Source organism: Koromonas soli, from assembly GCF_059726265.1.
In genome coordinates this window covers 680316-707089 of the sequence record NZ_AP040872.1, presented here as the reverse complement: position 1 = coordinate 707089, position 26774 = coordinate 680316, and the positions used below count along the sequence as shown (strand labels likewise).

Genomic DNA, 26774 nt, shown 5'->3' with positions numbered 1-26774 from the left:
CGGCTACGAACTTAGATGCGAGTGCGTGCATCCTAGAGTTTCGATCAGCAATCTTCCATAATCCATAGCCATGTTCCTGTTTCGGAAGTTGGGAGGGGGAACCTGACTGTATAATTCATGAATATCCTTTTATTGCTGCTATTTGAGTGACCTATGACGAATGGGAAGGTGGCAACTGAGTTGCAAAGAAATCAGTGGCCCACCTCCGCGTCGGAGTTAAGCGGTGGGCGGCTGGCAGCGAAACCGCCCATGACGAAGGAAACTCAGATCCGCTTTGCCGCCGTCGCGTTCAGCTTACTCACGCTGTGGGCGGTGGTCTTCGCGTGGATTAATTTCCAGAAAGAACGTGAGTTTTCAACGCCGACAGACGGCGTCTGGTGGGTGGAGAACCACGGGCAACTGGTCGCTCAGCGAGTGGACCCAATGGGGCCGGGTGACCGGGGCGGAATCAAGTCCGGTGATGTGCTGGTTGCGGTGGGAGGCATTCCCGCCGACAACACCGCTGATGTCGCACGCCAGATGTATCGGTCCGGAATCTGGACACGACTCTCATACACGCTGAACCGCGACAATGTGAATCTGGACGTGCCGCTGATTCTGCAACCGGTAGATAAGAGCTTGAACCAAGGTCTGCGGCTGATTGCGCTGGTATATCTCGGCATTGGCATGTATGTGCTGCTGCGCCGCTGGACAGCGCCCAAGGCCGGGCACTTTTACCTCTTCTGCCTGGTTTCGTTTGTCTTCTACTCGTTCAAGTTTACGGGCAAGCTCAACCAGTTTGACTGGACCGTGTACTGGTCCAACGTGGTTGCAGGAATGCTTCAGCCCGCGATGTTCCTGCACTTCGCACTGAGTTTCCCGGAACGCAAGGCCTTCGTGCAGAAGCGCACCTGGATCCTGTCGCTGGTGTATGCGCCGGGACTGCTGCTGCTGAGCATCTGGGTGCTGCTGGTGACCGCCGCGCAGCCAAGCGGGTTGCTGCTGTGGAATCTGGATCGCCTGCAGATGGGCTATGTGGCTGCGCTGTTCCTGACGGCGACGTTTGTACTGTGGCACACGTACCTGCGAGCCCCTACCCCAATTCTTCGGCAGCAGATGAAGTGGGTGACGCGCGGAACGTTCCTTGCCGTCGTTCCGTTCACGGTGTTCTACGTCGTTCCGTTCATTTACGGACAAGCACCGTCGGCGATGATGAAGGTCAGCGTGCTGGCTCTCGTGTTTCTGCCGCTGACGTTCGGCTACGCCATTGTGCGCTATCGGTTGATGGACGTGGACCTGATCTTCAAGCGCGGCATGGCTTACACAATCGCCGCCGGAACGATCGCCGCCGTTTACATCGCAGCCATTGGCGCCATCGCCGAGTTGTTCCATAAGAATTTTCCCAGTGCTGGCCCGGGTGGATTAGTCGCGGCAATGGTGTTTACGGCCGTACTGTTCGACCCGATCAAAAACTGGATTCAGGAGCGCATCGACCGATTCTTCTACCGAAAGCGCTATGACTATCGCAGAACGCTGATTGAGTTTGGCCGCGAACTGAACTCGGAGCGCGATCTGGGCAAGATGCTTGAAGCGATTCTGGAACGCATCCAGAACACGCTTCTGGTGGATCGCATGGCGATCTTCCTCTCGAACGAGGACGGTCCTGGCTTTGTGCTCGCCAAATCTAGCGGCATCGCGCAGACGAGTTGGCTCGACCTGAGCTTCCTGAGCAGCGAGCGTCCGGAGTTCGCCGAGGGGCATCTGTTCTTCGACAACACACACCAGGCGGTGCGCGAAGATCTGCTGGCGCAGGAAACGATTCGCACACTCGACCTGAACTACTACATTCCCTGCACGGTGATGAATCGAACCATCGCCATGCTTGGTTTGGGGAAGACGAGCGAGGGCGACTTCCTCTCAAGCGAAGATGTCGAGCTGCTGGAGACGCTTGCAGGCTACATCGCTATCGCGCTGCAAAATGCGCGGCTATACGCATCATTGCAGGAGAAGGCGCAGGAGTATGAGCGCCTGAAGGAGTTCAACGAGAACATCGTCGAGTCGATCAACGTGGGCGTGTTTGCGGTCGATCTGCAGGACAAGATTGAATCTTGGAATTCGCAGATGGAAGTGATGTATGCACTGCCCCGCATCGATGCCATCGGCAAGCCGATTGGCGATGTTTTGCCCGCAGCTTTCTGCGAAGAGTTTCTGCGGGTCCGCGATAATCCCGGCATTCACAATCTGTACAAGTTCCGACTGGGCACCACGGCGGGGGACACGCGTATTGTGAACGTCGCCATCGCGCCCCTCATCAGCAAGGATTACACCGTCGTAGGACGCCTGATCATCGTCGATGACATCACAGAGCGCATCGACCTGGAAACGCAACTGGCACAGGCAGACAAAATGTCATCGATCGGTCTGCTGGCGGCTGGAGTGGCGCACGAGGTGAACACTCCATTGGCAGTGATCAGTTCCTACGCTCAATTGCTGGCGAAGCAGTTGCAGGGCGATGAAAAGCGGTCGGCACTGCTCGACAAGATCACGAAGCAGACGTTCAGGGCCTCGGAGATCGTGAACAATCTGCTGAACTTCTCGCGAACGAGCGGCACCGAGTTCGGCAGCGTGGATGTGAATCGAATTATCCACGACACACTGGCGCTGCTGGAACATCAATTCAAGACCGCACGCATCCGCGTTGTTGGCGAGTTGGAGTCGACGCTGCCGCAGATACATGGCAACCAGGGCAAGTTACAACAGGTGTTCCTGAATCTCTTCCTTAACGCCAAAGATGCGATGCCACAGGGTGGCACGCTGACCGTGAGAACGACTCACGAACACGGCGTCTGTGTGCACGTGATCGACACGGGCACAGGCATCGCGCCCGAGCATATTCATCGCATTTACGATCCCTTCTTCACCACTAAGGGACGCCCCAAGCAGGGAGGAAGCGGCGGAACTGGTCTAGGATTGGCGGTAACGTACGGCATCATCCAGGAACATGCCGGGAAGATTCGCGTCGATAGCAAGCAGGGAGAAGGGACAAGATTCGTGATGGAGTTCCCAATGTCGAGAAAGGCAATCCATGTCTGATGTAGCAGGAGCGAAGCGCATTTCGGCGCCGCTGGAGCAGTCGAACCCGGGCAAGGTGCTCATCATCGATGACGAAGCAGCGATCCGCGAGTCGCTCCAGATCTTGCTCGAAGACGAAGGCTACGAAGTCGTCAACGCTGCAGATGGCGAAGAAGGACTTAGTGTCCTCGACACGCAGTCGTTTGACCTTGTTCTGCTGGATTTTCAACTGCCCGGGCGAAACGGACTCGAAATTCTGAAGGACATTCTCGAGCGCGATTCGGATACGGCGGTGATCATGATCACTGCTTACGGAACACCGGAGAATGCAGTGGCGGCGATTCAGGGCGGCGCGGCGAACTTCATCGCCAAGCCCTGGACAAACGAAAAGCTTCAGGCGGATGTGCGCGCAGCGATTGGACGCAAGCGCGTACAGGAAGAAAATATCCAGCTCAAGCGCCAGCTCAAACAGCGCTACAACTTCGAAAGTATCGTCGGCAAGAGCGAAGTCATGCTGCGCACCTTTGACTTGGTAGCGCAGGTTGCACCCTCTCGTTCAACCATTCTGCTGCAGGGCGAGAGCGGCACGGGCAAGGAACTGATTGCCAAGGCCATCCACGCCAACTCGCCGCGCAAGGATCGTCCATTTGTGCCGGTGAATACGGGTTCGATGCCGAGCGACCTGCTGGAGTCCACACTGTTTGGGCACGTAAAGGGCGCATTCACCAGTGCGGTGAGCAGCAAAAAGGGGCTATTTGAAGTCGCGGATCGCGGCACGATCTTCCTCGATGAGATTGGCAACATGTCGATGGAGACGCAGGCCAAGCTGCTGCGTGTGCTGCAGGACAAGCGATTCATGCACCTTGGCGGCGTGCAGGAGATTCAAGTGGACGTGCGCGTGATCGCCGCCACGAACAGCGAGTTGCGGCAGGCGGTAAAAGATGGCCGCTTCCGCGAGGATCTGTATTACCGCTTGAACGTGATCACCATCGATCTTCCTCCGCTGCGCAAGCGCAAAGAGGACATTCCTATCCTGGCGCAACACTTCCTTCAGAAGTTCTGTGCTGAAAATGAAAAGCCCAAGCGAGAGCTGGGGCCTGATGCTTTGCGCGCGATGATGGATTACGACTGGCCGGGCAATGTCCGCGAATTGGAAAACGCGATTGAGCGCGCCGTGGTGCTGTCGGCTCATCCGGTGATTACAGCCGACCTGTTCCCCGAGGACATCGTGAGCCGTGGGGATGCACTACCATTGATCACAGATAAGCCGGATGCGTCGCTGTTTGAGATCGTAGAGGATTGCGAGCGCCGCGTAATCACCGCCATGCTGGAGCGGTGCGGATGGAACCAGACGGAGGCTGCCGAGCGCTTCCACGTGCCTCTGTCGACGCTCAATCAGAAGATCAAGCGCCTGAATATTGAGATCAAGCGACGCGGACAGCGCGACTAGTACCCGGTACGCAAATAGGTGTTTGCGCCGGGTTTTGATATAGTCCATTGATGAGCCGCAAGCCGATGCAACTGACCTAATATGCGGCTCCCCGTACCGAATGGCATTTTCTCTATCTGAATACGCGAAGGGCAATGTTCTGGCGGTGCAGGAGTATTCCGTCCTTTCGTGGCGAGCCCTTGCCAATCTGTTCAGCCAGCCGCTCTATCTCGGCGACATTCTGCAGCAGATGGACATCATCGGCGTGGGATCGCTGCCTATCGTCGTCCTGACCGGATTCTTCACCGGCGCGGTGCTCGCACTTCAGAGTGCGAACTCGCTGGCACGATTCGGTGCGCTGGCCTTTACCGGACAGCTTGTTTCGATGTCGATGGTGCGCGAGTTGGGCCCGGTGCTTACGAGCCTGATGGTCGCGGGCCGGAACGCCAGCGGAATGGCCAGCGAACTCGGCTCGATGATGGTGACCGAGCAAGTTGATGCCATGCGCGCACTAGGGACCGATCCCAGCCGCAAGTTGGTGACGCCGCGTTTGTCTGCCACGGTCTTCATGCTGTTCTTCCTCACGATCCTCTCGGACCTGGTGGGTCTTGTTGGCGGCTCAATGATTGCGCTTCTGCTGCTGCGGCTTGACTTGAACGAATACTGGACCTCAGCATGGCAGACGCTCCGGTTTGCGGACGTGTTCATGGGGCTGATTAAGCCAGTGATGTTTGGCTTCATCATCGCCACGGTTGGGTGCTACTACGGACTGAGCGCAAAGGGCGGCACGCAAGGAGTGGGCCGCGCGACGACGCAGGCGGTGGTCGCCGCCAGCGTGCTGATTCTCGCCGTCGATCTAATTATCACCCGCCTGCTGATGGTGGTGCTGGGGCCACTATAAAGATGAGCACCGCCGGTCCGAACGGTTCGGAGAAGGCAGTCATCTTCGAAGACGTGTGCCTGAGGTTTGACGAACTGGTCGTTTTGGACGGCCTTTCGTTTGATCTAGAGCAGGGGGCCACCAAAGTTCTGCTCGGTGTTGCCGGTTCTGGCAAGACTACGATTCTCAAGCTCACTCTTGGCTTGGTACGCCCTGACAGTGGGCGCATCTTCGTTCTGGGGCAGGAAGTTACGGCCATGCGCGAGAGGGAGTTGTTCGAACTTCGCCGCCGCATCGGAATGGTCTTCCAGGAGTCGGCGCTGTTCGATTCGCAATCGGTCGAGGCAAATGTGGCGTTTCGACTCTATGAAGAGAAGGTTCCGGAAGAAGAAATCGAAGCTCGCGTGCGCGAGGCGCTGCGATTTGTGGAGCTGGAGAAGACGATGAACCAGTTTCCAGCCGAACTTTCCGGCGGTATGAGACGGCGAGTGGCGATCGCAAGAGCCATCATTTGGCACCCGGAAGTTCTGCTTTACGACTCGCCAACGGCTGGCCTCGATCCGGTGACCTCGACCACGATTGTCGAATTGCTGGTGAAACAACGCGACTTCTATAAAACAAGTTCGCTGCTGGTGACTCACCGTTTGCAGGATGCATTCACGATGGCGACACATACCTTTGACCAAAAGCAGAACAAGATGGTTCCGGTACCACCGGGAACAGACTGGGACCCGCGAACCAGCTTTCTTGTGTTGAAGGATGGTAAGAAGATCTTCGAAGGAAGCGCGGCTGAAATCGCGAATTCGGAAAACGAATATATCCGCGAGTACCTGACTCCTTAGCTACGCTTCGCAGCCATAAGGGCCATATGGGCAATGTGCGCAGCGGCATCCGGGTGCGCCAGCTCACGAGCCTGAGCCGACATGGCATTCAGCCTTTCCGGACTGGCGAGAAGTGCTGTGACCTCCTGCACAAACCGCTCGGAACTCAGCTCGTGTTCAGGGATAAGAAGTGCAGCGTTCTCCTGCGCGAGCAACTCGGCATTGCGTAGCTGGTGGTCGTCAGCGGCTCCAGGGAACGGCACGAATAAGGCGCACTTCCCTGCCGCGGCAATCTCCGCGACTGTAGAGGCGCCGGAGCGGCATACAACGAGATCCGCATCCGCGAAGGCCTGCGGCATGTCGTCGATAAAGGCGCTGACCTGCACATCGAGCTTCCGCTCGGCGTAGAAGCCGCTTACCTCCGCAAACTCGCGCTCGCCTGTCTGGTGAACTATACGAAGCCTGGGTATGCGCTGCAGCAGCGATGCGGCAGACTCGCGCAGGATGCGGTTCAATGCGCGCGCTCCCTGGCTGCCTCCAAAGACGAGCAGAGCCGGATACTCGCTTCTGCGCGGCGGCAAAGAGAAAAATGCAGGGCGCACAGGAACACCGGTCACTTCGAAGATGGGGAACCATTTGCCAGTTTGCTCGAAGTGTACGGCGGCATTGGACGCAAAACGCGCAACTATGCGATTGGCGAACCCAGGGACCACGTTGGGCTCGAACAGTACGACCGGAATGCGCATGAGTACGGCAGCCATGGTGGCCGGACCTGCCGCGTATCCGCCAACGCCGATGACGACCTGCGCCTTGAACTCGCGCAGAATGCGCATGGCAGACAGGATCGACAGGGGCAAATTGGTCATGGTGCGCAACCGGGTGGCGAGGCTGACGCGATTGAGCGCGCCCACCTTGACCGTATACAGCGGAAAATTGGCCTTGGGAACAAGGCGCATCTCAATGCCGCGCTCGGTGCCTACAAATGCTGCTTCGTGACCCTGTTTGCGGAGTTCTTCGGCGATGGCAAGCGCAGGAATGACATGGCCGCCTGTACCGCCGCCGGCGAGGATGATCTTCATTCTGTTAGTCCGTCTGCTGCGTAATGTTCAGCAGCACGCCCACGCAGGCAAGCATCACGATGAGTGACGAGCCGCCATAGGAGATGAATGGCAACGGGATGCCTTTGGTCGGCAGCAGTCCGAGCACGACGCTGATATTGAAAAATGCCTGAATGCCGATCATCGCCGTGATGCCTACGGCAAGAATGCGTGCGAAGTTGTCGCGAGTGTTCCAGGCAGCTCGCAGGCCCCGGAAACAAAAGAACGCAAACGCCGCAACGAAACAAACCGAGCCGATCAATCCGAGCTCCTCGGCAACCACGGCGAAGATGAAGTCGGTCTGTGGCTCGGGAAGATAGAAAAGCTTCTGGCGACCTTCCATGAGGCCAAGGCCGGTGAGGCTTCCGGTGCCAACGGCAATGAGCGACTGAATGATGTGGAAGCCGGAGCCTTGGGGATCAGCAAAAGGATTGATGAAGGCGACCATGCGTCGCGCACGCCATGCAGTGCGGAATAAGAGGAAGTACATTGGCGGAATCGCCAGAAGCACCGTGTAAAGGTAGTACTTCGCCTCCATGCCGCAGATGTACAAGATCGCAAGCGTGATGAATGCGCACGTCATTGCAGTGCCCAGATCGGGCTGTGCCACGATCAGCACGCAAAAAATCAGTGTGGGCGCGACGGCCGGCAATAACGTATGGCGCAGATCGGTGATGGATCGCAACCGGCTCTCGAGGAAGTGAGCCATGAAGAGAATAATGGCGGGCTTGGCGAGTTCCGAAGGTTGGAACGACAGAATGCCCAGCTTGATCCATCGATGCGTGTTGTGCGAACGGTCGAGGAGAAAGACCGCACCTAAGAACAGCGATGTGACTCCGAGGCAGGTGAACACCAGAGCAGGACGGTTGAGCTTGCGATAGTCCATCCGCATAAAGACGAACATCGCCGCGAGCCCGACGGCGGCATAGATTCCCTGCTTGAGCAGGAAGGCGGTCTCAGAGCCAAAACGTTCCTTGGCGACGATGGCGGAGGCGCTGAAAACCATCACCAGTCCGGCGAAGGTCATCAAGAGCGTGGTGCAAAACAGCCATCGATCGACACTGACCCGCTTGGCCACCTATCGTCCTCCGGTGGGGGATTCCGAATGCAGAGTCGCAAGCGACTGCACCAGTTCTTTGAAGGCACGTCCGCGCTCCTCGTAGTTGGGGAACTGATCGAAACTGGCACAGGCAGGAGCAAGCAATACTACGTCGCCTTCGGTGGCCAGGTCGGCAGCCTTGCGCACTGCGGAGTCGAGCGTCAGCGCATGCGTAACGGGCACGACGGTCCCAATCTGCGACTCAATCTTCTCGGAGGCTGCGCCGATGGTATACACCCGCTTAACGCGTTCGGCGAGCAACGGTGCGAGCACGGAATAGTCACTGCCCTTATCCTTACCACCAAGGATGAGGTGAATGTTGGCCGGAAAGGCTTCAAGTGCCTTGATCGTCGCGTCGACATTGGTCGCCTTGGAGTCGTTGTAATACTGCACTCCGCGCAGGGTGGCGACGTATTCGAGGCGATGCTCGACGGCGCGGAAATCCTTTACAGCGCGGCGGATGGATGAGGGTTCGACTCCGGCGGCCATGCCGATGGCTACGGCGGCGAGCACATTCTCAACATTGTGCGCGCCCTTCAGAGCAATCTCGGAAACGGGCATGATCTCTACATCCTTGCCGTTGCGGTAGAAGATCATGTCGCCTGCGACGAATGTTCCGCGCTCGACAGGATGCTTGCGGCTGAACCACAGCACCTCGGGTTTCAATCCAGCACCCAACCCGCGGCAGACCTCATCGTCGGCATTCAGCACAGCAAAATCATCGGCGGTCTGGTTCTCGAATATGCGCTTCTTGGCCGCTATGTAGTTCTCCATGGAGCCGTGGCGGTCGAGGTGGTCGGGAGTGATGTTCAGAATGGACGAGATATGCGGATGGAACGTCTCGATGGACTCAAGCTGGAAGCTCGAAATCTCAAGCACGACCCAGGTATCGGGCGATGACTGCTCGACGAAGGTGACTGCCGGCGTTCCGATGTTTCCCCCGACAAGGGTCTTGCGCCCGCCGGAAGCGATGATTTCGCCAGTCAGCGTTGTCGTGGTGGTCTTGCCGTTGGAGCCCGTGATGGCAACGACGTGACCTTCCAGGAATCGCGCTGTCAACTCGATTTCGCCAATAACAGGGATGCCCAACTTGATGGCGTGCTGCAGGGGAGCCACTGTGTTCGGTACCCCGGGGCTGACGACGATCAGGTCCTGGTCGCGGAATGTGCGCTCGCCATGCTTGCCGGTTTCGACCGTAATGCCGCGATCGAGCAGTGCGGGAATCTCGGTGCGGAGCTGCTCCTCGCTCTTGGCGTCGCTCACCGTGACCCTGGCGCCACGCGATGCGAGGAAGAGTGCCGAAGCCACGCCCGACTTTCCCAGTCCAACTACCAGAACTCGCTTGCCTTTTACGTCCATGGGTTCCATCCCTATCCTTCGAGCAGTTTGCCTTTTTAACTTAACGCAATTTGAGCGTTGTGAGAGCAAACAAAGCAAAGATCAATGAGCCTATCCAGAATCGCACAATCACCTTCGATTCGGACCAGCCAAGTTGCTCAAAGTGATGATGCAAAGGCGCCATCAGGAAAATGCGCTTCTTGCGCAGCTTGAACGAGCCCACCTGCAGAATGACGGAAAGCGCTTCGAGAACGAATATTCCTCCGAAGAAGGGCAGCAACAGTTCCTGCTTGATGATGACCGCGACGGTTCCGATGGCTCCGCCGAGCGCAAGCGAGCCTACATCGCCCATGAAGACCTCGGCAGGATGGGTGTTGTACCAGAGAAAACCGATGGACGAACCCACCATGGCACCGCAGAAAACCGTCAATTCGCCCACCAGAGGCATCTTCTGCAATTCCAGGTAGTCGGAAAATACCGCGTGTCCGCTGACGTAGGTCAGCACGGTGAGCGCACCGGCAGCAATCAACGTACATCCGATGGCGAGGCCATCCAGACCGTCGGTTAGGTTCACGGCATTGGTCGAGCCCACCAGCACGAAAATGACGAAGATGATGAATGGCAGGAACGCGATGGGCCAAAGATGCGGGTTGTGAACCAGACTGCTCATCACCAGGTCCGGACGAAAGCGCTTGAGAAATGGAACCATTAGGTGGGTGGAGTATTGGCCTTCAGCCTGCAGCAAGATGAGGACGATCGCGATAGCAAACGCAACCAGCGTTTGCAGCATAAGCTTGCTGCGGCCATTAAGACCCAGGTTCTGCTTGCGTACGACCTTCAGGTAGTCATCCGTGAATCCAATGGCTCCGAAGGAAAGCGTGGACATCACCGCGAGCCAGACAAATTTGTTGGACAGGTCTGACCAGAGCAGGGTTGGCAACAATATGGAGACGACAATCAGCAGGCCGCCCATGGTGGGTGTGCCTGCCTTCTTCTGGTGCGAACGCGGGCCTTCCTCGCGAATGTATTGTCCGATTTGAAACTCGCGCAGACGGCGAATCACCGATGGGCCGATGATCAGCGCCATAAAGAGCGCGGTAAGGCTGGCGAAGGCCGTGCGGAAAGTCAGGTAGCGAAAGATCCGGAACGGTCCGACGTTGAAGTGGCGAAAAATGTATTCGTACAGAAGCCAGTAGAGCAAAGGGTCCTCAATCTTGCGCGGATAGCCCGCAGTTAAACTAAACTTTTCGTTGCGCTTCGAACACGACGAGCGCACGCTCCAGGCCCACTCCACGCGAACCCTTCAGCAATACAGCATCTCCCTCACGCAGGTTCTTCGCGAGCCACTCGCCTGCCTGCTCGGGAGTTTCGACAAACTCGGAAGCTATACCTCCGGAAGCAGCGCCCTCGGCGATGGACTCACCATTGCCGCGCACTCCAACAACGTAATCCAGTTTCTGAGCAGCCATTTTGCGACCGCATTCGCGGTGCAGTTCGGCAGCGATTGGCCCAAGTTCCAGCATTTCGCCGGCTATTGCAATCCGTCGCTTTGCCGGAGTCTGCGCCAGGGCTGTAACCATGCTGTCGAGTGCCTGAGGATTGGAGTTATAGCAGTCGTTGATGAGGATGGCGCCAGCGACCTCGCGCACTTCACCTCGCTTATCGCCCGCACTAAGCGACTCGAGTTTCGCCACGGCATCCGAGGGCCTAACGCCGTGCTCGGCGGCAATGGCCACGGCGACCAGCGCATTCAGCACATTGTGACGCCCGATGAGCGGAACATGAGCCTTCTCGCGGAAACCCGCTCCCACGATGTCGAACCTCGAACCGAGAATGCCGAGCAACTCAACGTTTTGGGCGCGGTAGTCTGCCGGATGCTCGATTCCAAAAAGCGTTACCTTACCATGGAAATCACGGCCAAACTGGCAGGCATAGGGATCGTCGGCATTGAGAAAAGCATGACCACCCGCCGGAAGCGAGGCGATCAACTCATATTTCGCGCGGGCAATACCAGCCTGGGTCCCGAAGCTCTCCAAGTGCGCGAGACCAACGTTCGTCACCACGCCTTCATCGGGAGCGGCAATCTGCGCGAGACGCGTGATTTCGCCAGCGTGCGACATTCCCATCTCGATTACAGCAATCTCATGCTGCGGTTCGAGTCGCAGCAACTGCATGGGCAATCCAAAGTGATTGTTCAGATTTCCCAGCGACTTCAGCACCTGGAAATTGGAACTCAAAACGTGAGCGATGCATTCCTTGGTGGTCGTCTTGCCCGCGGAACCAGTCACTCCGATCAGCTTTTTGCCCCAGATCCGGCGCACGGCTGCGCCCAACTGCTGCAGGGCGGCTGTGGTGTCATCCACCACGATCAGGGCTGCATCATCGGCGAAGCGGGAAAGCTGATCGCGTGCAACGACGGCGGCAATAGCACCCGATTCTCGGGCGGCCTTCACAAAATCGTGGCCGTCCATGCGCTCACCCTTGATGGCGAAAAACAGATCGCCGGGGCGAATCGTGCGCGTATCGATGGAGTAGCCCTCAGCCATTGCCTCGCGGTTGAAGACTCCGCGGCCTTGCACAAATTCGGCGATCCTGCCCAATGCGAGTCTCATACGTGTGCGCCTCCTCGCTTGTACCCGATGCGATTCAGTTCCTCGCTCGCAACCTGATAGTCGTCAAACGGAAACACGCCTTCGCGTGTCGTTTGCGTGCGCTCATGTCCCTTGCCAGCAATCAACACGATGTCTCCCTTGCGTGCCTCGGACAGTGCCAACGCAATTGCTCGACGGCGGTCGGGCTCGGTCACAAAACGCGCGTTGGTCTCACGCAAGCCGGGCAGCGACTCCTCGATGATCGCGACAGGGTCTTCGCTGCGTGGATTGTCGGCAGTGACGATCACGAAATCACTGCCCTCGCCCGCTGCGCGCCCCATCTTGGGGCGTTTCGTTCGGTCGCGGTCGCCACCGCATCCGAAGACGGTTATGACACGAGCATTTGAACGCGAGGCGAACTCCCGCGCAAGTTTGGTGAGATTCTTCAGCGCATCGTCCGTGTGAGCGTAATCGACGACCACAGCGAATGGCTGGCCCTCGTCGACCGCCTCAAACCGTCCTGGAACGCGGGCGATTGCCGAGATGCCTGCGGCGATCTGCTCGCCAGTGCAGCCGCGTGCATAGGCCGCAGCGCAGGCGGCAATCACGTTATAGACATTCACGCACCCAATCAGAGGCGAGCGCAACTCGATTGGACCATCGGGCGTAATCAACGTAAAACGATTTCCCTGAGGCGTAATCTCCAGATGCTCGGCATGGAAGTCTCCCTGCTCGATTCCGTAGGTGAACACCTGTGAGCGGCGGCGCGAGAACTCGGCGAGTTTGCATCCCGTCTCATCGTCGATATTCACCACTGCGCAGCGCGGAGGCTCGGTGCCGCATCCCTCGAACAGAATGCGCTTGGCTGCGAAGTACTCTTCCATGGTGCCGTGGTAATCGAGATGATCCTGCGTGAGATTGCTGAAGATCGCCACGTCGAAGGGCACACCAAAAACACGGCCCTGTTGCAATGCGTGCGAGGAGACTTCCATCACCGCTTCTGTTGCACCATGAGCCAGCGAGCGGGCAAACATCTGGTTGAGTTCGAGCGACTCGGGCGTGGTGTGGGGAGCGGGCAACACCTCTCCCGGCAGGTGATACTCGACGGTTCCAACCAGCGCACTCTTCCGTCCTGCGGCGCGAAGAATCGCTTCCACGATGAAGGTGGTCGTCGTCTTTCCGTTGGTGCCGGTCACGCCGGTGATCCGCAAATGTTCAGCCGGATGCTTGTAAAAGTTTGCACTCAGGCGGGCAAGAGCGCGCCTGCCATGCTGTACGACGGCCCAAGCAACACCCGCGCGCACGGCTTCGGTCGGAGAGTCGGTCACAACGGCAACGGCTCCGGCCTTGATCGCCGCGTCGATGTAGCGATTGCCGTCCGTGCTCTCTCCACGCATGGCGACGAACAGCCACGAGGGCTGGACGCGCCGCGAGTCATAGTCGAGACCTTTAATCCGGCAGTCTTCGCCGAATTGCGAGAGCACCTCGGCTCCATCGAGAATTTCGAGAAAATTCATAGCGCTTTCTTTCAAGTAGGCCCTTGGTCAACGCGAGAAGCGAACCGCAATCTTCGACCCTGGCGGCAAATACGAACCCGGCGGAGGCTGCTGTTCACGAGCGGTTCCGCTACCCACAATGCGCAGCTCAAATCCAGCTTTGTGTGCCGCCTCAATCGCTGCCCGCATCGAGAGCCCGAGCAGAGACGGTACGGTGGACCCTCCAGAGACATCGATCACCACTGTGCTGCCGCGCGGGTCAAGGTGCGAGTTCTCTGGCGCATGCAACGGGCCTGGAGTACCTTGTGCCGCAGGAGTTGCCGCAACTGGAGTCGAGGCAGTGGCCAAGGCCGCCAAATCCATCATCTCACCTGGAGCATGCTGCTGCGTGTCTTCACTGTCGCCTTCGGCAGCTTTTGCAACGAGTGTACGCCGCGCGGCGTTGTTCTTGGGCTCGACATCATGCGGCACGCCATAGTAGGCCAGCACCTGCTCCGCAACACGCTTGAATACCGGAGCCGAAACCTGACCACCCTGGTGCAGCCCACGAGGAGAGTCAAGAATGACCGCAATCGTAATTGCCGGATTGTTCACCGGAGCGAATCCGACAAAACTGGCAACGTAATCCGTCTTTGAATACGCGCGGGTGCGTGGATCGATCTTTTGCGCGGTGCCAGTCTTACCTGCCGAGGTGTATCCGTCAAGGATTGCCCGGCGCGCAGTTCCATCCAGCACAACCTCTTCAGTGAGGCGGCGCATGAGAGCGGACGTGTACGAGGAGATCACGCGACGCTGACTCTGCGGGTGAAACTCGATTCGCTGGTAGCCCTGATTGGGCGGCGTGACTCCGGCGACGATTCGCGGCGGTGAATAGATACCATCGTTCGCAATAGACGACATCATCGAAACGATCTGCAACGGTGTAACGCCAATTTCCTGCCCAATCGCCATGGAGCCAATCGACGACGCAGCCCAGCGTTCAGGCTTGCGTACGAGTCCGCGAGTTTCTCCCGGCAGTTCAACATTGCTCACCTGGCCGAAGCCATACTCATGTATGTGTTTGTAGAAGCGTTCGGGACCCATGCGAAGCGCCAATTTCACCGACGCCGTATCGCTGGATTCCGCGTACGCCCTCTCCAGATTCACCGTGCCAATACGGTGCGAATCGCGAATTTTGATTCCGCCGATCACGACATAACCAGGGTCGCAGTTAACGATCTCTTCCGGTCGCGCGAGCTTTTCTTCAAACGCAGACGAAAACGTCACGGTCTTAAAAACCGATCCGGGCTCGTACACATCGCTCACAGCGTGATTCTTCAGCTTCTCCGGCGTGATTTCTTTAGAAAGGTTGGGATTGAACGACGGCGCGTTGGCGAGCGCGAGAATCTCTCCGGTCTTGGGATTCTGCACCACGACCGTGCCGCTTAGGGATTGCGTTTCCTGCATCGCCTGTTCTAACTCTTTCTCGGCGATGTACTGGATCTTCTCATCGATGGTAAGAACGACGTTCGCGCCCGGCTCGGGAGGATGCTCCATGTGTCCGAACCACTTGCGGCGGGCGTCCATGGTGATCACCACGCGCCCCTTCACACCATTTAACTGGCTCTGATAGAGATGCTCGATTCCGGCGAGCCCCGCGTCTTCCATACCGACGTAGCCGAGCACTTGAGCTGCGAGCGACCGCTTCGGATAGAAACGCTTGAGTTCCTTCTGGAAATAGATTCCGCGCAGGTTCATGGACCGAATGCGCGCAGCGACGTCGCCATCCACCTTACGCGCTACCCACGCAAAGTTTCGCTGCGAGGCCATGCGCTCGTAGATGCTATCGGCGTCTTCCCCAGTGAGCTTGGAAAGGATTCCGGCAGTTGTCTTCTGATCGGGGATCTCGCTGGGCACGGCGAAGACAGAATCGACCTGAACGGTCATGGCAAGTTCCTGCCCGTTGCGGTCATAGATGATTCCGCGCTGCGGCGAAACCTCTACTGTGCGCTGCTGCTGACGCTGTGCGCGCTGCACCCATTCGCCATAGTGCAGCACCTGAAGATAAGCCAACCGCACAATAATGATGATCGCCCAGACAAGAAGAAACACCCCGAAACGCAGGAGGCGAGACTGTGCGTCGATTGGTGCCTTGCCGCCGGCCATTGCTTACACCCGCACCGCGAGGGAGCCTGGAAAATCTCCTGCACGCGAATAGGAATTACCGGCCACTCCGGAACAACAGGGGGTGCTGTTCCATACGAATGCGGGAGCGCACGAAACGCGCCGAAACGCTTTCAGAAGGCCGGGAAACTGCATACTTCAAAGTTAATACAGTGCTGACGGCCCGTACAGGTGCTTGATGTGCAAAAGGCGCACCCGGGCCGTCATTTGCCCTGAACCCACCTTCGAGTTCTTACCCTAGTTTGGAACTGAAATCACCGAGACGTTGGTAGCCTTGGCCATTACCGGAGCACCTGTGTCCACCATGGCGGAAGCATCATCAAGACGCTGCACCTGTCCGACGGCAGGCAAAGCCAAACCCATCTCACGCGCAAGCGCATCGATGCGGCCGGGCTCCTTCAGCGTGGCCTGTTCCAGCTTCAGCGTACGGTTTACATCCGCCAACTGGTCACGCTTAGCCCGGAGGTCTTCGATTTTGTAGCCGTACTCGATTGAGCTGCAGTGCTGGCCAAGATACACAAGCGCCATAACAAAGCAGATCACCACAGTCACGGTAAACATGCGCATTTCGCGCTGGCGCACGGGGTCAGCCGAACGCACAAGACGGGAATTGTCGATCGCCTTATGGAAATAGATCTCAGGAGCCCCGGGCATGTAACGACGCGGGGCGGCCGGAGCCGTGTTCTCAAGTGCTGCACTCACGCGTTGAGGCAATGCCGCTGCCCAGATCGCCATATTTCACTCCCTACCTTTTCCACGTTCTTCCACAGCATTCACAGGTTTTTCCACATGCCATTAAGAACTCTTTGAAAAACTCTATCTGTTGCTTTTCGTTCGCTTGCGCGTTTCCTGCCTGACTGCGGCGCGCAACTTCGCGGACCGTGCCCGCGCGTTTTCCGCAATTTCCTCGTCTGAGGCAATCACCGGCTTCTTGGTCAAGGGCTCCCATATTCCCTCTCGGGCACCCTCGCGCATGGCATCCTTTACCATGCGGTCCTCCAGCGAATGGAAGCTGATCACGACCAGCCTTCCACCCGGCTTTACCACATCAGGCGCGCTTTTCAGCAGCGCCCGCAAGTCCTCCAGTTCACGATTCACGTAGATTCGGATTGCCTGGAAAGTCAGCGTCGCAGGATGAATGCCTTTGCCTCGCGGCTGATTCATTGGCCGGGCTGCGGCCGATACAACTTGTGCTAGATGAGCGGTCGATTTTATCGGCCGTGCCCGTACAATGGCTCTGGCGATTCTCCGCGACCTCCTCTCCTCACCGAATTCGTAAATCAGATCAGCGAGATTGCTCTCGTCGAACTGGTTTACCACTTGATCGGCGGTTAGCTCGGCATGCGGGTTCATACGCATATCGAGTGGACCTTCCGCCTGAAAACTGAATCCTCGGCTGGCATCATCAAACTGCATCGAACTGACGCCAAGATCGGCGAGAACGCCATCGGCGCTGCCAGGGGTCACGCGCTCCGCCATCTCGGCATAGGACGCATGATGCAGCGTGATCTCGGGCCAGTCCTGCTGGCGACCCTCAGGGGCTGCCAAACGTTTGCGCGCCATCTCCAGCGCAGTGGTGTCCTTATCGAAAGCGATCAACCTGCCCTCGGGGCCCAACATGGCTGCAATGGTCGAACTGTGTCCGCCCAACCCGAGAGTGGCATCGATATAAGTCCCGCCGCGCTTTATGGCCAGGAAGTCGATTGCCTCATTTAAAAGAACCGGTGCATGACTGAATCTTCGTCCGCCATGCGCGCCCGTCAGAGCGCTTTCACTGTTTTCGGGCTCCTTAGCGTCGCCCACCCGCTAGCTCCTCGGACTCAACAGAGCGTTCAACTCATCCGGCGTAAGCGGATTTGCTTCGACGGCCTTACCAAACTCTTCCATCACTCGGATCTCGATGTGATCCAGCTTTCCAAGTACGGCGACTTCGCCCTTCAGTCCAAACTTGTTGCGCAGCCATTCGGCGATAGTCACGCGTCCCTGGCTGTCCATCTCGACGTTCTGGCCGTAGTAGCCGGTCACTTCCTGGAACTTTTCCTTCTGCTGATACGTGCCCGGGCCATTCTTCACTTGCGACTCGAACTGCTCCCACGCACTCAGGGGATATAGCTTGATAACCTCCCCGTTCAGGCTGGTGAGATAGAATCGACCGTCGTAGCTCCTGTCGATCTCATGCTTGAAATCGGCAGGGATCTTCAGGCGGCCCTTCTCATCCAGTCGGGTTGGGCAGTTGCCGCGAAACATTGAAAAGCCCTCTCATGGGCTGAACCCTCCGGACAAAAACGACGGAGGAGGATGTGAAGCGCTGTTTTGGGTCCGGGGCGTCCAATTCACTCCTCTGAACTCCACTTCGCTCCACTGGACTCCATCCTACCTTCATTCCCTTGCGTGTCAAGGGTGAAATGCGCATTTTTCAGAGATTTTTCTGAGTACGGGTCAAATTTTCCGATTATTTGGGAGAGTTCTTCAGAAAATACTGAACGAAGGAGGTAAACACGTTCGTTTCAGGAGCTTTCGTGGTTGTACGGGAGAGAATTGGAAAGTGAGATTGGCTGGGGCTGAAGAGAAAAAAGCAGCCGCGGAACTGACTGCTGCTACTGCCTCCGGGACGTATTTCGCCCCTCACCTCGGTGAGGCCGGGCGGCCTCGAAATCGTTACTGCACTCCGGCGGCGACCAATCTTGTCGAGTAGTTCTTATCGCTGGCTTTGATGTGCTTCTGCAGCCACTGCACAAGGAAATCCACGAGTTCCATGCTCAGCACGACTTGTCCCTTTTCCGCATCGCGCATCATGGCCTGAACCTCGCCGATCAGGCGGTCGTGTTCGGCCTTGTGTGCGCATAGTTCTGTATAACCGGCGCGGGTCATCAGCCGTTCTTCGTGGGCGAAGTGTTCACAGGTGTAATTGACCAGGCGTTTGAGGATATCTGGCGTGGCCTGTCGCCCCTGGCCGGCCTTCATGGCATCATGCAGTTCGTTCAGCATGTCGAACAGCTTGCGGTGTTCAGCGTCGATCGAGCGGACGCCGACCGAGTAATCGTTGCTCCAGTCCAGAAATGCCATTCCACTCCTCAATCGAATGGTGATAAGAGAAGGATCGGCAGAACCGGGCACAACTTTAGCTTTGTGCTATTTCTCCAAAACCTCGAGCGCCAGCGGCTTCTGCTCCTGGATATCGCTGTAGCCCTTGGGATCAAAAAGGTTCGTGTAGTAATGGTGGGCGCGCTCCCAAGCCTGATCGTCGGGCGGAGCACCAAAGGTCTGAATGTAAAGCGGGGAGCCCGGGAATGGATACATGGGCACCGGTTCGCTTACCCAGACACCCTCGGCCTTCAACCTCTCCTGCCAGCGCCGGATTTCGTCGCGGTCGTCGTGCTCGGTGAGTATCAAGTTGGCCTGCACCCAGGGGATTCGCTGTCGGGCGTAGATCAGCAATTCGCTGATGCGCTCGGTGCTCATGCGGCAGTTCTTGTTCAGTTCGTCGCGACCTTCGTCGGTGATGGACTCGATGCCACACTCAACGGAAATGGTGTGAGCGCGGCCGAGCAGGTCAAGCTTCTCTTCATTCCACAGGTCGATCCTGGTCTGGAAACCGATCTTCACGTTGCGCTCGGCAATCCCTTCCAGCAGACGCAGAACGTTCTTCCCTACCCCAAAGATCTCGTCGATGAAGTAGATGTAATCGACTCCGCGAGCGATAAGCCGGTCGATCTCCAGCAACACGGCATCGACGTCGCGCTCGCGGAACTTATTGCGGAAGAGCTGCTTGTTGCAGAAAGTGCAGTTCCAAGGGCAGCCGCGAGCAAACTCAACTTCAGCGCCACGCCCCGTGCCCTGATTGAACACATGATGGCGGTGCCAATGCTTCTCGACCGCGTAGTCGGCGTAGTCCAGTGCGCCAAGGGTGCTCATATCCACTACGGCTTGGCCAGTGCTGTAATGCTCGCGTCCAGTCACTCGATCGCGAAAGCATACGCCGTCGATCATTTCCCAAGGTTCAGAGGCCAACGCCGCGAGCGCATCTTCACTCTCGCCCTTGATGACGAGGTCCGCGCCAGTCTTGTGCATGGCCGAGCGAGGGGTAGCGGAACTGTGCGGACCGATCAATACCTTTGTTGCCCTTCCGCCAATCCCCGCAAACCACTCACGGGGAACTCGCACCTCGGGCGGCGGACAGCGCCAGAACAAGTAAGACGGAGTCGATGGGACGACCAGGAAATCGGGATCAAATCTTGCGACCTGTTCGCGAACATCGGACAGTGACCGATCTTCGATCTGGGCATCGATGACCAGAGCTTCATTGCCTCGGGCACGAATCTTCTGCGCTGCGAAGAGCAATTCAAGCGGCGTGTGTGGGTCGCGGCACCCGAAGTAAGTGGATCCTGTGAAGTCCCAGTTCGGGTTGACCAGAGCATACTTGGCCATCAGGCGATTCTCCGAAGAGGAGCAACCAGCTCGGGCGATTCGCGAAGAGTTTCGGCGCGGGTGGGCGCAAGCAGTTCGCGATTGGCGCGGTACCACTTGTAAATGCCTTTCAGAATGCCCTCGAGATCGACTTTAGGCTCCCATCCAGTAGCACGAGTGAACTTGCTGTGATCAGTCACATAGATGAGTTGATCGCCAGCCCTTTGCTCGCTGAAATCATAAGGCGAACGTGAGGCAGTCAGCTCCTCGATCCGGTCCATGAGTTCGAGCAATGAAACGGTGTTCCCAGACCCACCACCGATGTTGTAGATCTGCCCACCAGTCGTCTTGCGGTTGCCATAGGCCAATTCGAAGGCGTTCAGGAGGTCTTCGACATACAGGACATCGCGCACCTGTCGTCCGTCGCCGTAAATCGTAATCGGCTTGCCTTCGAGCGCCGAGTATAGGAAATGCGCAACCCAGCCCTGATCTTCGCTGCCAAACTGGCGAGGGCCCGCAATGCAGGACATGCGAAACACGACAGAGCGCAGGCCATAGATGCGAGCGTAATCGCGCACGTACTGGTCTGCGCCGCCCTTGGAACAGCCATAGGGCGAATGAAAATCGAGTGGCTGCGATTCGTTCGTTCCAGTGCCATCGAGCGACACATAACGTTTGCCTTCGACGCGAACCTCGCCCTCGCCCGAGTTACCGTAAACCTTGTTGGTTGAGGTAAACAGCAGGAAAGGATCGTTCCCATGGCGGCGGGCCGCTTCGAGAATGTTGAACGTGCCGCCGAGGTTAACGTCGAAATCCAACTTGGGATCAATGAGCGAGGTTGTAACCGCCACCTGCGCGGCAAAGTTATAGATCTCGGTGGCATGTTTCACCACGCGGCTCACCATCTCAGCGTCGCGCACATCACCGACGGTAATCTGCAAACGACCGCTGCGCCCCGCTACCTTCTGCAAGTAATCCAGATTGTGGCGCGCACCTTGACGCGAAAGGTTGTCAAAGACATGGACCTTTGCGTCCGTGGTCTTCAGTAGTCTCTCGGTCCAGTTCGAGCCAATGAACCCGGCTCCTCCGAAAATTACTGCGGAGCGGAACTCTGACCTCGTCATTGCCATTCTTTACTTCCCCTTATGAGCCCGCAACAACAACTGTCCACATTCGCGGGACAAGAATCATTTCTGCCATCAGTACGGGTAAGTAGATGCGAGCCCTCGTATATACGTTGACTCCGGAAAGGCATTTTGATCGGAATTGGGTAGAAGCTGCTGAAATCGCTTATACTTGAACCAATCCCCGCGAGAATCTTAAGCCCTTTGGACTAAAGCGCATCGCTATAGAGGAATAGAACTATATGTCCGCTGGTGCGGCAGAAGCCATGGTCACAGTTGACGACGTTAGAAGAGCCTATTCACGGATTCGCGAATCGGTTTACCTTTCTCCGTGCTCTCATTCGGAAACTTTCTCTCAAATCTCGGGCAACAAGATTTTCCTGAAAATGGAAAATCTACAGATGACCGGCGCGTACAAAGAACGCGGAGCACTCAATAAGATTCTGGAGCTTACGCCAGAGGAACGCGGACGGGGATTGATCGCGGCATCGGCAGGCAATCATGCGCAAGCTGTGTCTTACCACGCGAGCAAACGAGATATCCCAGCGCAGATCGTGATGCCGCTGGCAACACCGCTGAACAAAGTAATGGCGACGCGGCGCTTCGGTGGAGAAGTCATCCTGCACGGGGCCAACTACGACGAAGCCTGTGATGAAGCAAAGCGCCTGGCAACTGAACAAGGTCTCACGTTTGTCCACGCCTTTGATGACGATGCGGTGATTGCTGGACAAGGAACGCTCGGACTCGAAATTCTCAGCCAGACTCCGGACATCGATTTGGTTATTACCGCCATTGGTGGAGGCGGACTGATCAGCGGAATGGCTTGCGCACTGAAGGAGATCAATCCCCGCATCCAGGTGATCGGCGTGCAAACGTCGCGGCTGCCCTCGATGAAGGCTGCGATCACGGCGAATCAGCTTGTCACTCTGCCTATGGCTTCGACTCTGGCCGACGGGATCGCCGTGCGCCGCGCAGGAGAACGCACCATGCCAATGGTGCGCAAGTACGTGGACGAGATCGTAACAGTAGAAGAAGAAGAGATCGCCAGCGCCATTCTGCTTCTGCTTGAGCGCGAGAAAACCGTCGCGGAAGGAGCAGGTGCTGCAGCGGTTGCAGCCATTCTGCACGGAAAGGTGCAATGCACGGGTAAGCGCATCGCGGCCATCATCAGCGGGGGAAACATCGATGTCGGAATTCTCTCCCGGATCATCGAGCGCGGATTGGCAAAGGACGGACGCCTGATCCGGCTTCGCATCCATCTGCCCGACTACCCTGGCGCGCTGCATACATTGACTGGAGTGCTCGCAGAGCACAGAGCCAACATCGTCGAAACCGCTTATGACCGCAAATTCGGTGTCGATCTCGGCTACTCAGCGATCGACCTCACGGTCGAAACACGAGGCAACGAGCATGTCGAAAATCTGCTAGGTGCACTATTGAAAGCTGGATACCAGTTCGAGCGCATCCAGTAGGAAGTTGTCCTCACCAAACGCTCCGGCCACCGCCGGGGCGCTTTCTTTTTAACTCCTGCTCCCCACTCGGACCAGAGCTGATTCCGCCCTCCGCTATCCAACAATCTTCCCTGTCGTCTAAACTTGTTCCGGCCAAATTACGTAGTAGTTTTCGGAGCCAAACAAAAATGAGACCTCTCTTTGAAATCGCGCGGCTTACGTTCTGTGCCACGCTCGTACTCTCTTGCACACTCTCAGCACAGCAAGCACCGGCTGCGCCCGAGACACACGGAATCGCTCTCAACCATATCGATCGTTCCGTGAACCCTGGCGATGATTTCTATCTGTATTCCAACGGCAACTGGATCAAGCAGACGGAACTACCCGCGGATCGCAGCCGCATCGGCGTATTCAGCGTGCTTGATGACACCAGCAACAAGCGCACGCAAGGGATCATTGAAGAAGCAGCCAAGTCGAATGCTAAAGCCGGGACCGGCACGCGTAAGATCGCGGACCTGTTTAACTCTTACATGAATGAGCAGGCGATCGAAGCAAAGGGACTCAGCCCCTTGCAGCCGATGCTAAAGAGCTACAACGAAATCAAGGACAAGCGCCAGCTTGCTCGCGCTCTCGGCGAAACTCTCCGGGCGGATGTCGATCCGCTGAACAACACCAACTTCCACACGGCACGCCTGTTCGGATTGTGGGTCGGTCCGGGATTCCATGACTCGGCACACTACAATGCCTACCTGCTGCAGGGTGGTCTCGTATTGCCGGACCGCGAGTACTACCTGTCGAAGAGCGAGCGCATGAGCGCCATCCGGACCAAGTACCTGGCGCATATTGCCGCGACGCTCAAGCTCGCAGGATTCAACGACACCGACGCGCGTGCACAACGCATTTTCGATCTTGAGCACGCGATTGCCGAGAAGCATCTCACGCTGGCCGAGAACGACGAGATCGTGAAGGCCGACAATACGTGGAAGCAGGCTGATTTTGCGGCCAAAGCTCCCGGCCTCGATTGGGCAGAGTTCTTCCGCGGCGCGGGCCTTGAAAAGCAAGCAAGCTTCATCGTTTGGCAGCCTACGGCTTTCACCGGTGAATCCGCGCTCGTGGCGTCAACGCCGCTCGACACTTGGAAAGATTGGCTCGCCTATCACCTGATCGAGCAGTATGCAGGCGTACTGCCGAAGGCATTTGCCGACGAACGCTTCGCCTTCTTTGGACAGACGCTCTCAGGAACTCCGCAGCAGCGGCCGCGCTGGCAGCGCGGTGTAGCCGTCGTGAATGCGCTCATCGGAGATGAGGTTGGCAAGATTTATGCCCAGCGCTACTTCTCTCCGGAAGCCAAGGAGCGCGCGCAGGCCATGGTTGCCAACATTGTCGAGGCATTCCGTAAACGCATCGACGCACTGGACTGGATGGCGCCCGCAACGAAGGCTGAAGCCAAGGAGAAGCTCAACACACTGTACGTCGGCATCGGATATCCAGAGACGTGGCGCGATTACTCCGCACTGGAGATCAAGCCTGACGACATTCTCGGCAATCTGTGGCGCGGAAGCCTGTTCGAATATCATCGCGAGGTCAATCGCCTCGGCAAACCTGTCGATAAGAAAGAATGGTCGATGACCCCGCAGACCGTCAACGCCGTCAACCTTCCATTGCAGAATGCGCTGAATTTCCCGGCGGCAATCCTGCAACCGCCGTTCTTTGACGCGGCGGCTCCCGCGGCGGCCAACTACGGTGGCATCGGCTCGGTCATCGGACATGAGATCAGCCATACGTTCGACACCGAAGGCAGCACCTTCGACTCCACTGGCGCGCTTCGCAACTGGTGGACGCCGGAGGATCTGGCTCACTTCAGCGTGGCGACGAAGCGACTTGCAGCGCAATACGACACCTACAAGCCGTTCCCGGATCTCTCAGTAAATGGTCAGCAGACGCTTGCTGAAAACATCGCCGACGTTGCCGGAATCTCGGCTGCGTTCGATGGATATCGCGCCTCGCTCAACGGCAAACCTGCTCCCGAGCAAGCTGGCTACACGGGCGATCAGCAGTTCTTCGTTGCTTACGCGCAGAACTGGGCTTCCAAGTCTCGTGAAGCCGCTCTGCGACAGCAAGTAGCGACGGACGGGCACGCGCCTGCCGAATATCGCGCGGATACGGTTCGCAATATTGACTCCTGGTACACGGCATTTGACGTGAAGCCGCCTGCCAAGCTGTATCTCGCACCATCGGACCGGGTCCGCATCTGGTAAACAAGCAGTGGCACTGGTGACGACCTCACTAGTGCCACCCTTTCATTTACCATTCTGGTATGTCTCTAGTCTGGCTTGTTGAATGCAAGATATGCGCGCAGCGCTTTGCCGTGCTGCCGCGCAAACACGTTGAAGGAAAAAGCACCGAAACACTTGCCCGCCACGAAGACGCGGGACGGTTTGAATGCCCCCATTGCCACGAGTTCGCGGACTACTCTAACGACGACCTCATCCCCGGCGAAGGGCGCATCATGCCTTCCCGTGAAGTGGAGTAGTAAGAATCGGAATAACAAAAGGCCGGCGAATACTCACCGGCCTTAGTTCGTTTCGATCTAGTTTCGGCGTTATTTCTTGAGAACGGTGCACACCGAAGCGCAGATTGCACCGCCGACGTTGAACGTAGCCGCAGCCTTAGGATTCTTGACCTGTAATCCTTCAGGAGCGCGTCCCATCAACTCCTGGAAGCACCAGCCCACCATGGCCACACCCGTCGCGCCAATGGGGTGTCCCTTGGCAATGAGTCCGCCGGAGAGGTTTATGCCGCACTCGCCATCGACACGGGCTTTTCCTTCACCCCAGAACTTCCAGCCTTCGCCGAACTTCGCCTTGCCGATAACTTCCGAACCAAGGGCGCCCATGACGGAAAAGCAGTCGTGCACTTCAGCCACGTTCACATCCGCAGGAGAAACACCTGCCATCTCATAAGCGCGCTTCATTGCATGGTTTGCGCCCGCGGGACGCAGGATGTCACGACCTTCTTTCAGCAAAGGATCAGTCGCCTGCGCGTAACCAGCGATCTCCACCGCATCTTCCTTGCTTACGCCAAGTTTCTTCAGGCCTTCTTCCGTCGCAAGGATCAGTGCGGCATAGCCATCCGTAATCTGCGAGCAGTCGTAGGTCTTTAGCGGGAGTCCATCGACGATGTAACGATTGCGGTCCGTGATGTTGACCACGTCATCCAGCGTGACTTTTACTTTGTTCATCTGCGCGAGAGGATTCTTGTTGGCGTTCGCATATTCCTCGACCGCAACTTTCGCGATGTCAGCCTCGCTCACCTTGTGGCGCTTAATGTAGCACTCCATGATCTCCGCGAAGAGATGCGGGAAGATGTACGTCTTGCCTTCGCGCTCATCTGGATGTGAGTAGTAGCCCAGCGCCTTGCCGATCAGTTTGCCATCCATCTTGCCCTCGGCATCACGCATCTTCTCGTAACCCAATGCGAATCCCGTGTCGCCCCATCCAGCTTGCAACTTCAGGATAGTTGAAAGAATCGCCTGGCCCCCTGATGCACAGGCATTCTCGACGCTCTCGATGGGTTTGCAGGCCAACCCAGGAACAGAGGCAGCCAGACCGGACACTAGTCCTTGCTCATTCAGCGCAATGTTGCACGCAGCGCCCACGGCTCCCACGTCGAGCATCGATGGGTCTGTGTTGATCTCCTTGCACACGCCTTCAATTGCGTTCTTAGCTATCTCGGGAACGGTCATTCCCATCAGCTTGCCGAACTTAGATTGGTGATAAGCAGCAATGTAAATGCGTTTCATCTTCAATTCTCCCCACAAAAGAGAT

At 57.3% G+C, this 26774-nt stretch carries 21 protein-coding genes; 7 read left to right on the top strand and 14 right to left on the bottom strand.

What is annotated here, in order from left to right:
* Positions 1 to 153: 153 nt before the first annotated feature.
* The 4 genes from AC6IY8_RS03060 to AC6IY8_RS03045 all read left to right on the top strand — a co-directional run bounded on the left by AC6IY8_RS03060 (position 154) and on the right by AC6IY8_RS03045 (position 6202).
* A complete protein-coding gene (locus AC6IY8_RS03060) occupies positions 154 to 3072 on the top strand; it encodes an ATP-binding protein (RefSeq protein WP_497777223.1) in 2919 nt (972 codons plus the stop codon).
* On the top strand, positions 3065 to 4501 hold the full coding sequence (locus tag AC6IY8_RS03055; protein ID WP_497777222.1) for a sigma-54-dependent transcriptional regulator: 1437 nt from the start codon (positions 3065 to 3067) through the stop codon (positions 4499 to 4501). Before AC6IY8_RS03060 ends, AC6IY8_RS03055 begins: the two co-directional genes overlap by 8 nt.
* 100 nt (positions 4502 to 4601) lie before the next feature.
* Positions 4602 to 5381: an MlaE family ABC transporter permease gene (locus AC6IY8_RS03050; RefSeq protein WP_497777221.1), complete on the top strand. Its 780-nt coding sequence runs from the start codon at positions 4602 to 4604 to the stop codon at positions 5379 to 5381.
* A 2-nt stretch (positions 5382 to 5383) separates the two neighbouring features.
* The gene (locus AC6IY8_RS03045) at positions 5384 to 6202 is read left to right on the top strand and encodes an ABC transporter ATP-binding protein (protein WP_497777220.1); all 819 of its coding nucleotides are present in this window, start codon (positions 5384 to 5386) and stop codon (positions 6200 to 6202) included.
* Here AC6IY8_RS03045 and murG read toward each other — a convergent pair.
* The 13 genes from murG to AC6IY8_RS02980 all read right to left on the bottom strand — a co-directional run bounded on the left by murG (position 6199) and on the right by AC6IY8_RS02980 (position 21502).
* A complete protein-coding gene (murG, locus tag AC6IY8_RS03040) occupies positions 6199 to 7260 on the bottom strand; it encodes an undecaprenyldiphospho-muramoylpentapeptide beta-N-acetylglucosaminyltransferase (protein WP_497777219.1) in 1062 nt (353 codons plus the stop codon). The two genes, AC6IY8_RS03045 and murG, sit on opposite strands and share 4 nt — an antisense overlap.
* Positions 7261 to 7264: 4 nt before the next feature.
* Positions 7265 to 8356 carry a putative lipid II flippase FtsW gene (gene ftsW, locus AC6IY8_RS03035; protein ID WP_497777218.1) on the bottom strand — a complete coding sequence of 364 codons (1092 nt, stop codon included), beginning with the start codon at positions 8354 to 8356 and terminating at the stop codon, positions 7265 to 7267.
* A complete protein-coding gene (gene murD, locus AC6IY8_RS03030; protein WP_497778600.1) occupies positions 8357 to 9736 on the bottom strand; it encodes a UDP-N-acetylmuramoyl-L-alanine--D-glutamate ligase in 1380 nt (459 codons plus the stop codon).
* Positions 9737 to 9776: 40 nt separating this feature from the next.
* The gene (gene mraY / locus AC6IY8_RS03025) at positions 9777 to 10916 is read right to left on the bottom strand and encodes a phospho-N-acetylmuramoyl-pentapeptide-transferase (protein ID WP_497777217.1); all 1140 of its coding nucleotides are present in this window, start codon (positions 10914 to 10916) and stop codon (positions 9777 to 9779) included.
* A 37-nt stretch (positions 10917 to 10953) separates the two neighbouring features.
* Positions 10954 to 12327, bottom strand: coding sequence for a UDP-N-acetylmuramoyl-tripeptide--D-alanyl-D-alanine ligase (locus AC6IY8_RS03020; protein WP_497777216.1), 1374 nt, complete (start codon positions 12325 to 12327; stop codon positions 10954 to 10956).
* Positions 12324 to 13823, bottom strand: coding sequence for a UDP-N-acetylmuramoyl-L-alanyl-D-glutamate--2,6-diaminopimelate ligase (locus tag AC6IY8_RS03015; protein ID WP_497777215.1), 1500 nt, complete (start codon positions 13821 to 13823; stop codon positions 12324 to 12326). Before AC6IY8_RS03015 ends, AC6IY8_RS03020 begins: the two co-directional genes overlap by 4 nt.
* 27 nt (positions 13824 to 13850) lie before the next feature.
* Positions 13851 to 15947: a penicillin-binding protein gene (locus tag AC6IY8_RS03010; protein WP_497777214.1), complete on the bottom strand. Its 2097-nt coding sequence runs from the start codon at positions 15945 to 15947 to the stop codon at positions 13851 to 13853.
* Positions 15948 to 16202: 255 nt separating this feature from the next.
* Positions 16203 to 16700 (bottom strand): cell division protein FtsL, encoded by a 498-nt coding sequence (locus tag AC6IY8_RS03005; RefSeq protein WP_497777213.1) that lies wholly within the window; start codon positions 16698 to 16700, stop codon positions 16203 to 16205.
* 81 nt (positions 16701 to 16781) lie between these two features.
* Positions 16782 to 17768 (bottom strand): 16S rRNA (cytosine(1402)-N(4))-methyltransferase RsmH, encoded by a 987-nt coding sequence (rsmH, locus tag AC6IY8_RS03000; RefSeq protein WP_497777212.1) that lies wholly within the window; start codon positions 17766 to 17768, stop codon positions 16782 to 16784.
* Positions 17769 to 17771: 3 nt separating this feature from the next.
* Positions 17772 to 18212, bottom strand: a complete 441-nt coding sequence (locus AC6IY8_RS02995; RefSeq protein ID WP_497777211.1) for a division/cell wall cluster transcriptional repressor MraZ — start codon at positions 18210 to 18212, stop codon at positions 17772 to 17774.
* 411 nt (positions 18213 to 18623) lie between these two features.
* Positions 18624 to 19031, bottom strand: coding sequence for a bacteriohemerythrin (locus AC6IY8_RS02990; protein WP_497777210.1), 408 nt, complete (start codon positions 19029 to 19031; stop codon positions 18624 to 18626).
* Between the two features lie 66 nt (positions 19032 to 19097).
* Positions 19098 to 20393, bottom strand: coding sequence for a TIGR04295 family B12-binding domain-containing radical SAM protein (locus AC6IY8_RS02985; protein WP_497777209.1), 1296 nt, complete (start codon positions 20391 to 20393; stop codon positions 19098 to 19100).
* Positions 20393 to 21502, bottom strand: coding sequence for a GDP-mannose 4,6-dehydratase (locus AC6IY8_RS02980; RefSeq protein WP_497777208.1), 1110 nt, complete (start codon positions 21500 to 21502; stop codon positions 20393 to 20395). The genes AC6IY8_RS02985 and AC6IY8_RS02980 overlap by 1 nt, the downstream gene beginning before the upstream one ends.
* Positions 21503 to 21738: 236 nt before the next feature.
* Between AC6IY8_RS02980 and ilvA the strand changes: the two genes are divergently transcribed.
* The 3 genes from ilvA (at position 21739) to AC6IY8_RS02965 (ending at position 25480) form a co-directional block, all read left to right on the top strand.
* Complete coding sequence (gene ilvA, locus AC6IY8_RS02975) at positions 21739 to 22968, top strand: threonine ammonia-lyase (protein ID WP_497777207.1); 1230 nt, start codon at positions 21739 to 21741, stop codon at positions 22966 to 22968.
* A gap of 167 nt (positions 22969 to 23135) precedes the next feature.
* Positions 23136 to 25205, top strand: a complete 2070-nt coding sequence (locus AC6IY8_RS02970) for a M13 family metallopeptidase (protein ID WP_497777206.1) — start codon at positions 23136 to 23138, stop codon at positions 25203 to 25205.
* Between the two features lie 59 nt (positions 25206 to 25264).
* Complete coding sequence (locus AC6IY8_RS02965) at positions 25265 to 25480, top strand: hypothetical protein (protein ID WP_497777205.1); 216 nt, start codon at positions 25265 to 25267, stop codon at positions 25478 to 25480.
* Between the two features lie 69 nt (positions 25481 to 25549).
* Here the strand turns inward: AC6IY8_RS02965 and AC6IY8_RS02960 are convergent, their stop codons facing one another.
* Complete coding sequence (locus tag AC6IY8_RS02960; RefSeq protein WP_497777204.1) at positions 25550 to 26749, bottom strand: thiolase C-terminal domain-containing protein; 1200 nt, start codon at positions 26747 to 26749, stop codon at positions 25550 to 25552.
* Positions 26750 to 26774 lie beyond the last annotated feature (25 nt).

Coding starts and splice junctions, on each gene's coding strand:
- AC6IY8_RS03060 (WP_497777223.1), top strand. CDS start 154: ATGACGAATGGGAAGGTGGCAACTGAGTTGCAAAGAAATCAGTGGCCC.
- AC6IY8_RS03055 (WP_497777222.1), top strand. CDS start 3,065: ATGTCTGATGTAGCAGGAGCGAAGCGCATTTCGGCGCCGCTGGAGCAG.
- AC6IY8_RS03050 (WP_497777221.1), top strand. CDS start 4,602: ATGGCATTTTCTCTATCTGAATACGCGAAGGGCAATGTTCTGGCGGTG.
- AC6IY8_RS03045 (WP_497777220.1), top strand. CDS start 5,384: ATGAGCACCGCCGGTCCGAACGGTTCGGAGAAGGCAGTCATCTTCGAA.
- murG (WP_497777219.1), bottom strand. CDS start 7,260: ATGAAGATCATCCTCGCCGGCGGCGGTACAGGCGGCCATGTCATTCCT.
- murD (WP_497778600.1), bottom strand. CDS start 9,736: ATGGACGTAAAAGGCAAGCGAGTTCTGGTAGTTGGACTGGGAAAGTCG.
- AC6IY8_RS03020 (WP_497777216.1), bottom strand. CDS start 12,327: ATGAGACTCGCATTGGGCAGGATCGCCGAATTTGTGCAAGGCCGCGGA.
- AC6IY8_RS03015 (WP_497777215.1), bottom strand. CDS start 13,823: ATGAATTTTCTCGAAATTCTCGATGGAGCCGAGGTGCTCTCGCAATTC.
- AC6IY8_RS03010 (WP_497777214.1), bottom strand. CDS start 15,947: ATGGCCGGCGGCAAGGCACCAATCGACGCACAGTCTCGCCTCCTGCGT.
- AC6IY8_RS03005 (WP_497777213.1), bottom strand. CDS start 16,700: ATGGCGATCTGGGCAGCGGCATTGCCTCAACGCGTGAGTGCAGCACTT.
- AC6IY8_RS02995 (WP_497777211.1), bottom strand. CDS start 18,212: ATGTTTCGCGGCAACTGCCCAACCCGACTGGATGAGAAGGGCCGCCTG.
- AC6IY8_RS02990 (WP_497777210.1), bottom strand. CDS start 19,031: ATGGCATTTCTGGACTGGAGCAACGATTACTCGGTCGGCGTCCGCTCG.
- AC6IY8_RS02985 (WP_497777209.1), bottom strand. CDS start 20,393: ATGGCCAAGTATGCTCTGGTCAACCCGAACTGGGACTTCACAGGATCC.
- AC6IY8_RS02980 (WP_497777208.1), bottom strand. CDS start 21,502: ATGGCAATGACGAGGTCAGAGTTCCGCTCCGCAGTAATTTTCGGAGGA.
- ilvA (WP_497777207.1), top strand. CDS start 21,739: ATGTCCGCTGGTGCGGCAGAAGCCATGGTCACAGTTGACGACGTTAGA.
- AC6IY8_RS02970 (WP_497777206.1), top strand. CDS start 23,136: ATGAGACCTCTCTTTGAAATCGCGCGGCTTACGTTCTGTGCCACGCTC.
- AC6IY8_RS02965 (WP_497777205.1), top strand. CDS start 25,265: ATGTCTCTAGTCTGGCTTGTTGAATGCAAGATATGCGCGCAGCGCTTT.
- AC6IY8_RS02960 (WP_497777204.1), bottom strand. CDS start 26,749: ATGAAACGCATTTACATTGCTGCTTATCACCAATCTAAGTTCGGCAAG.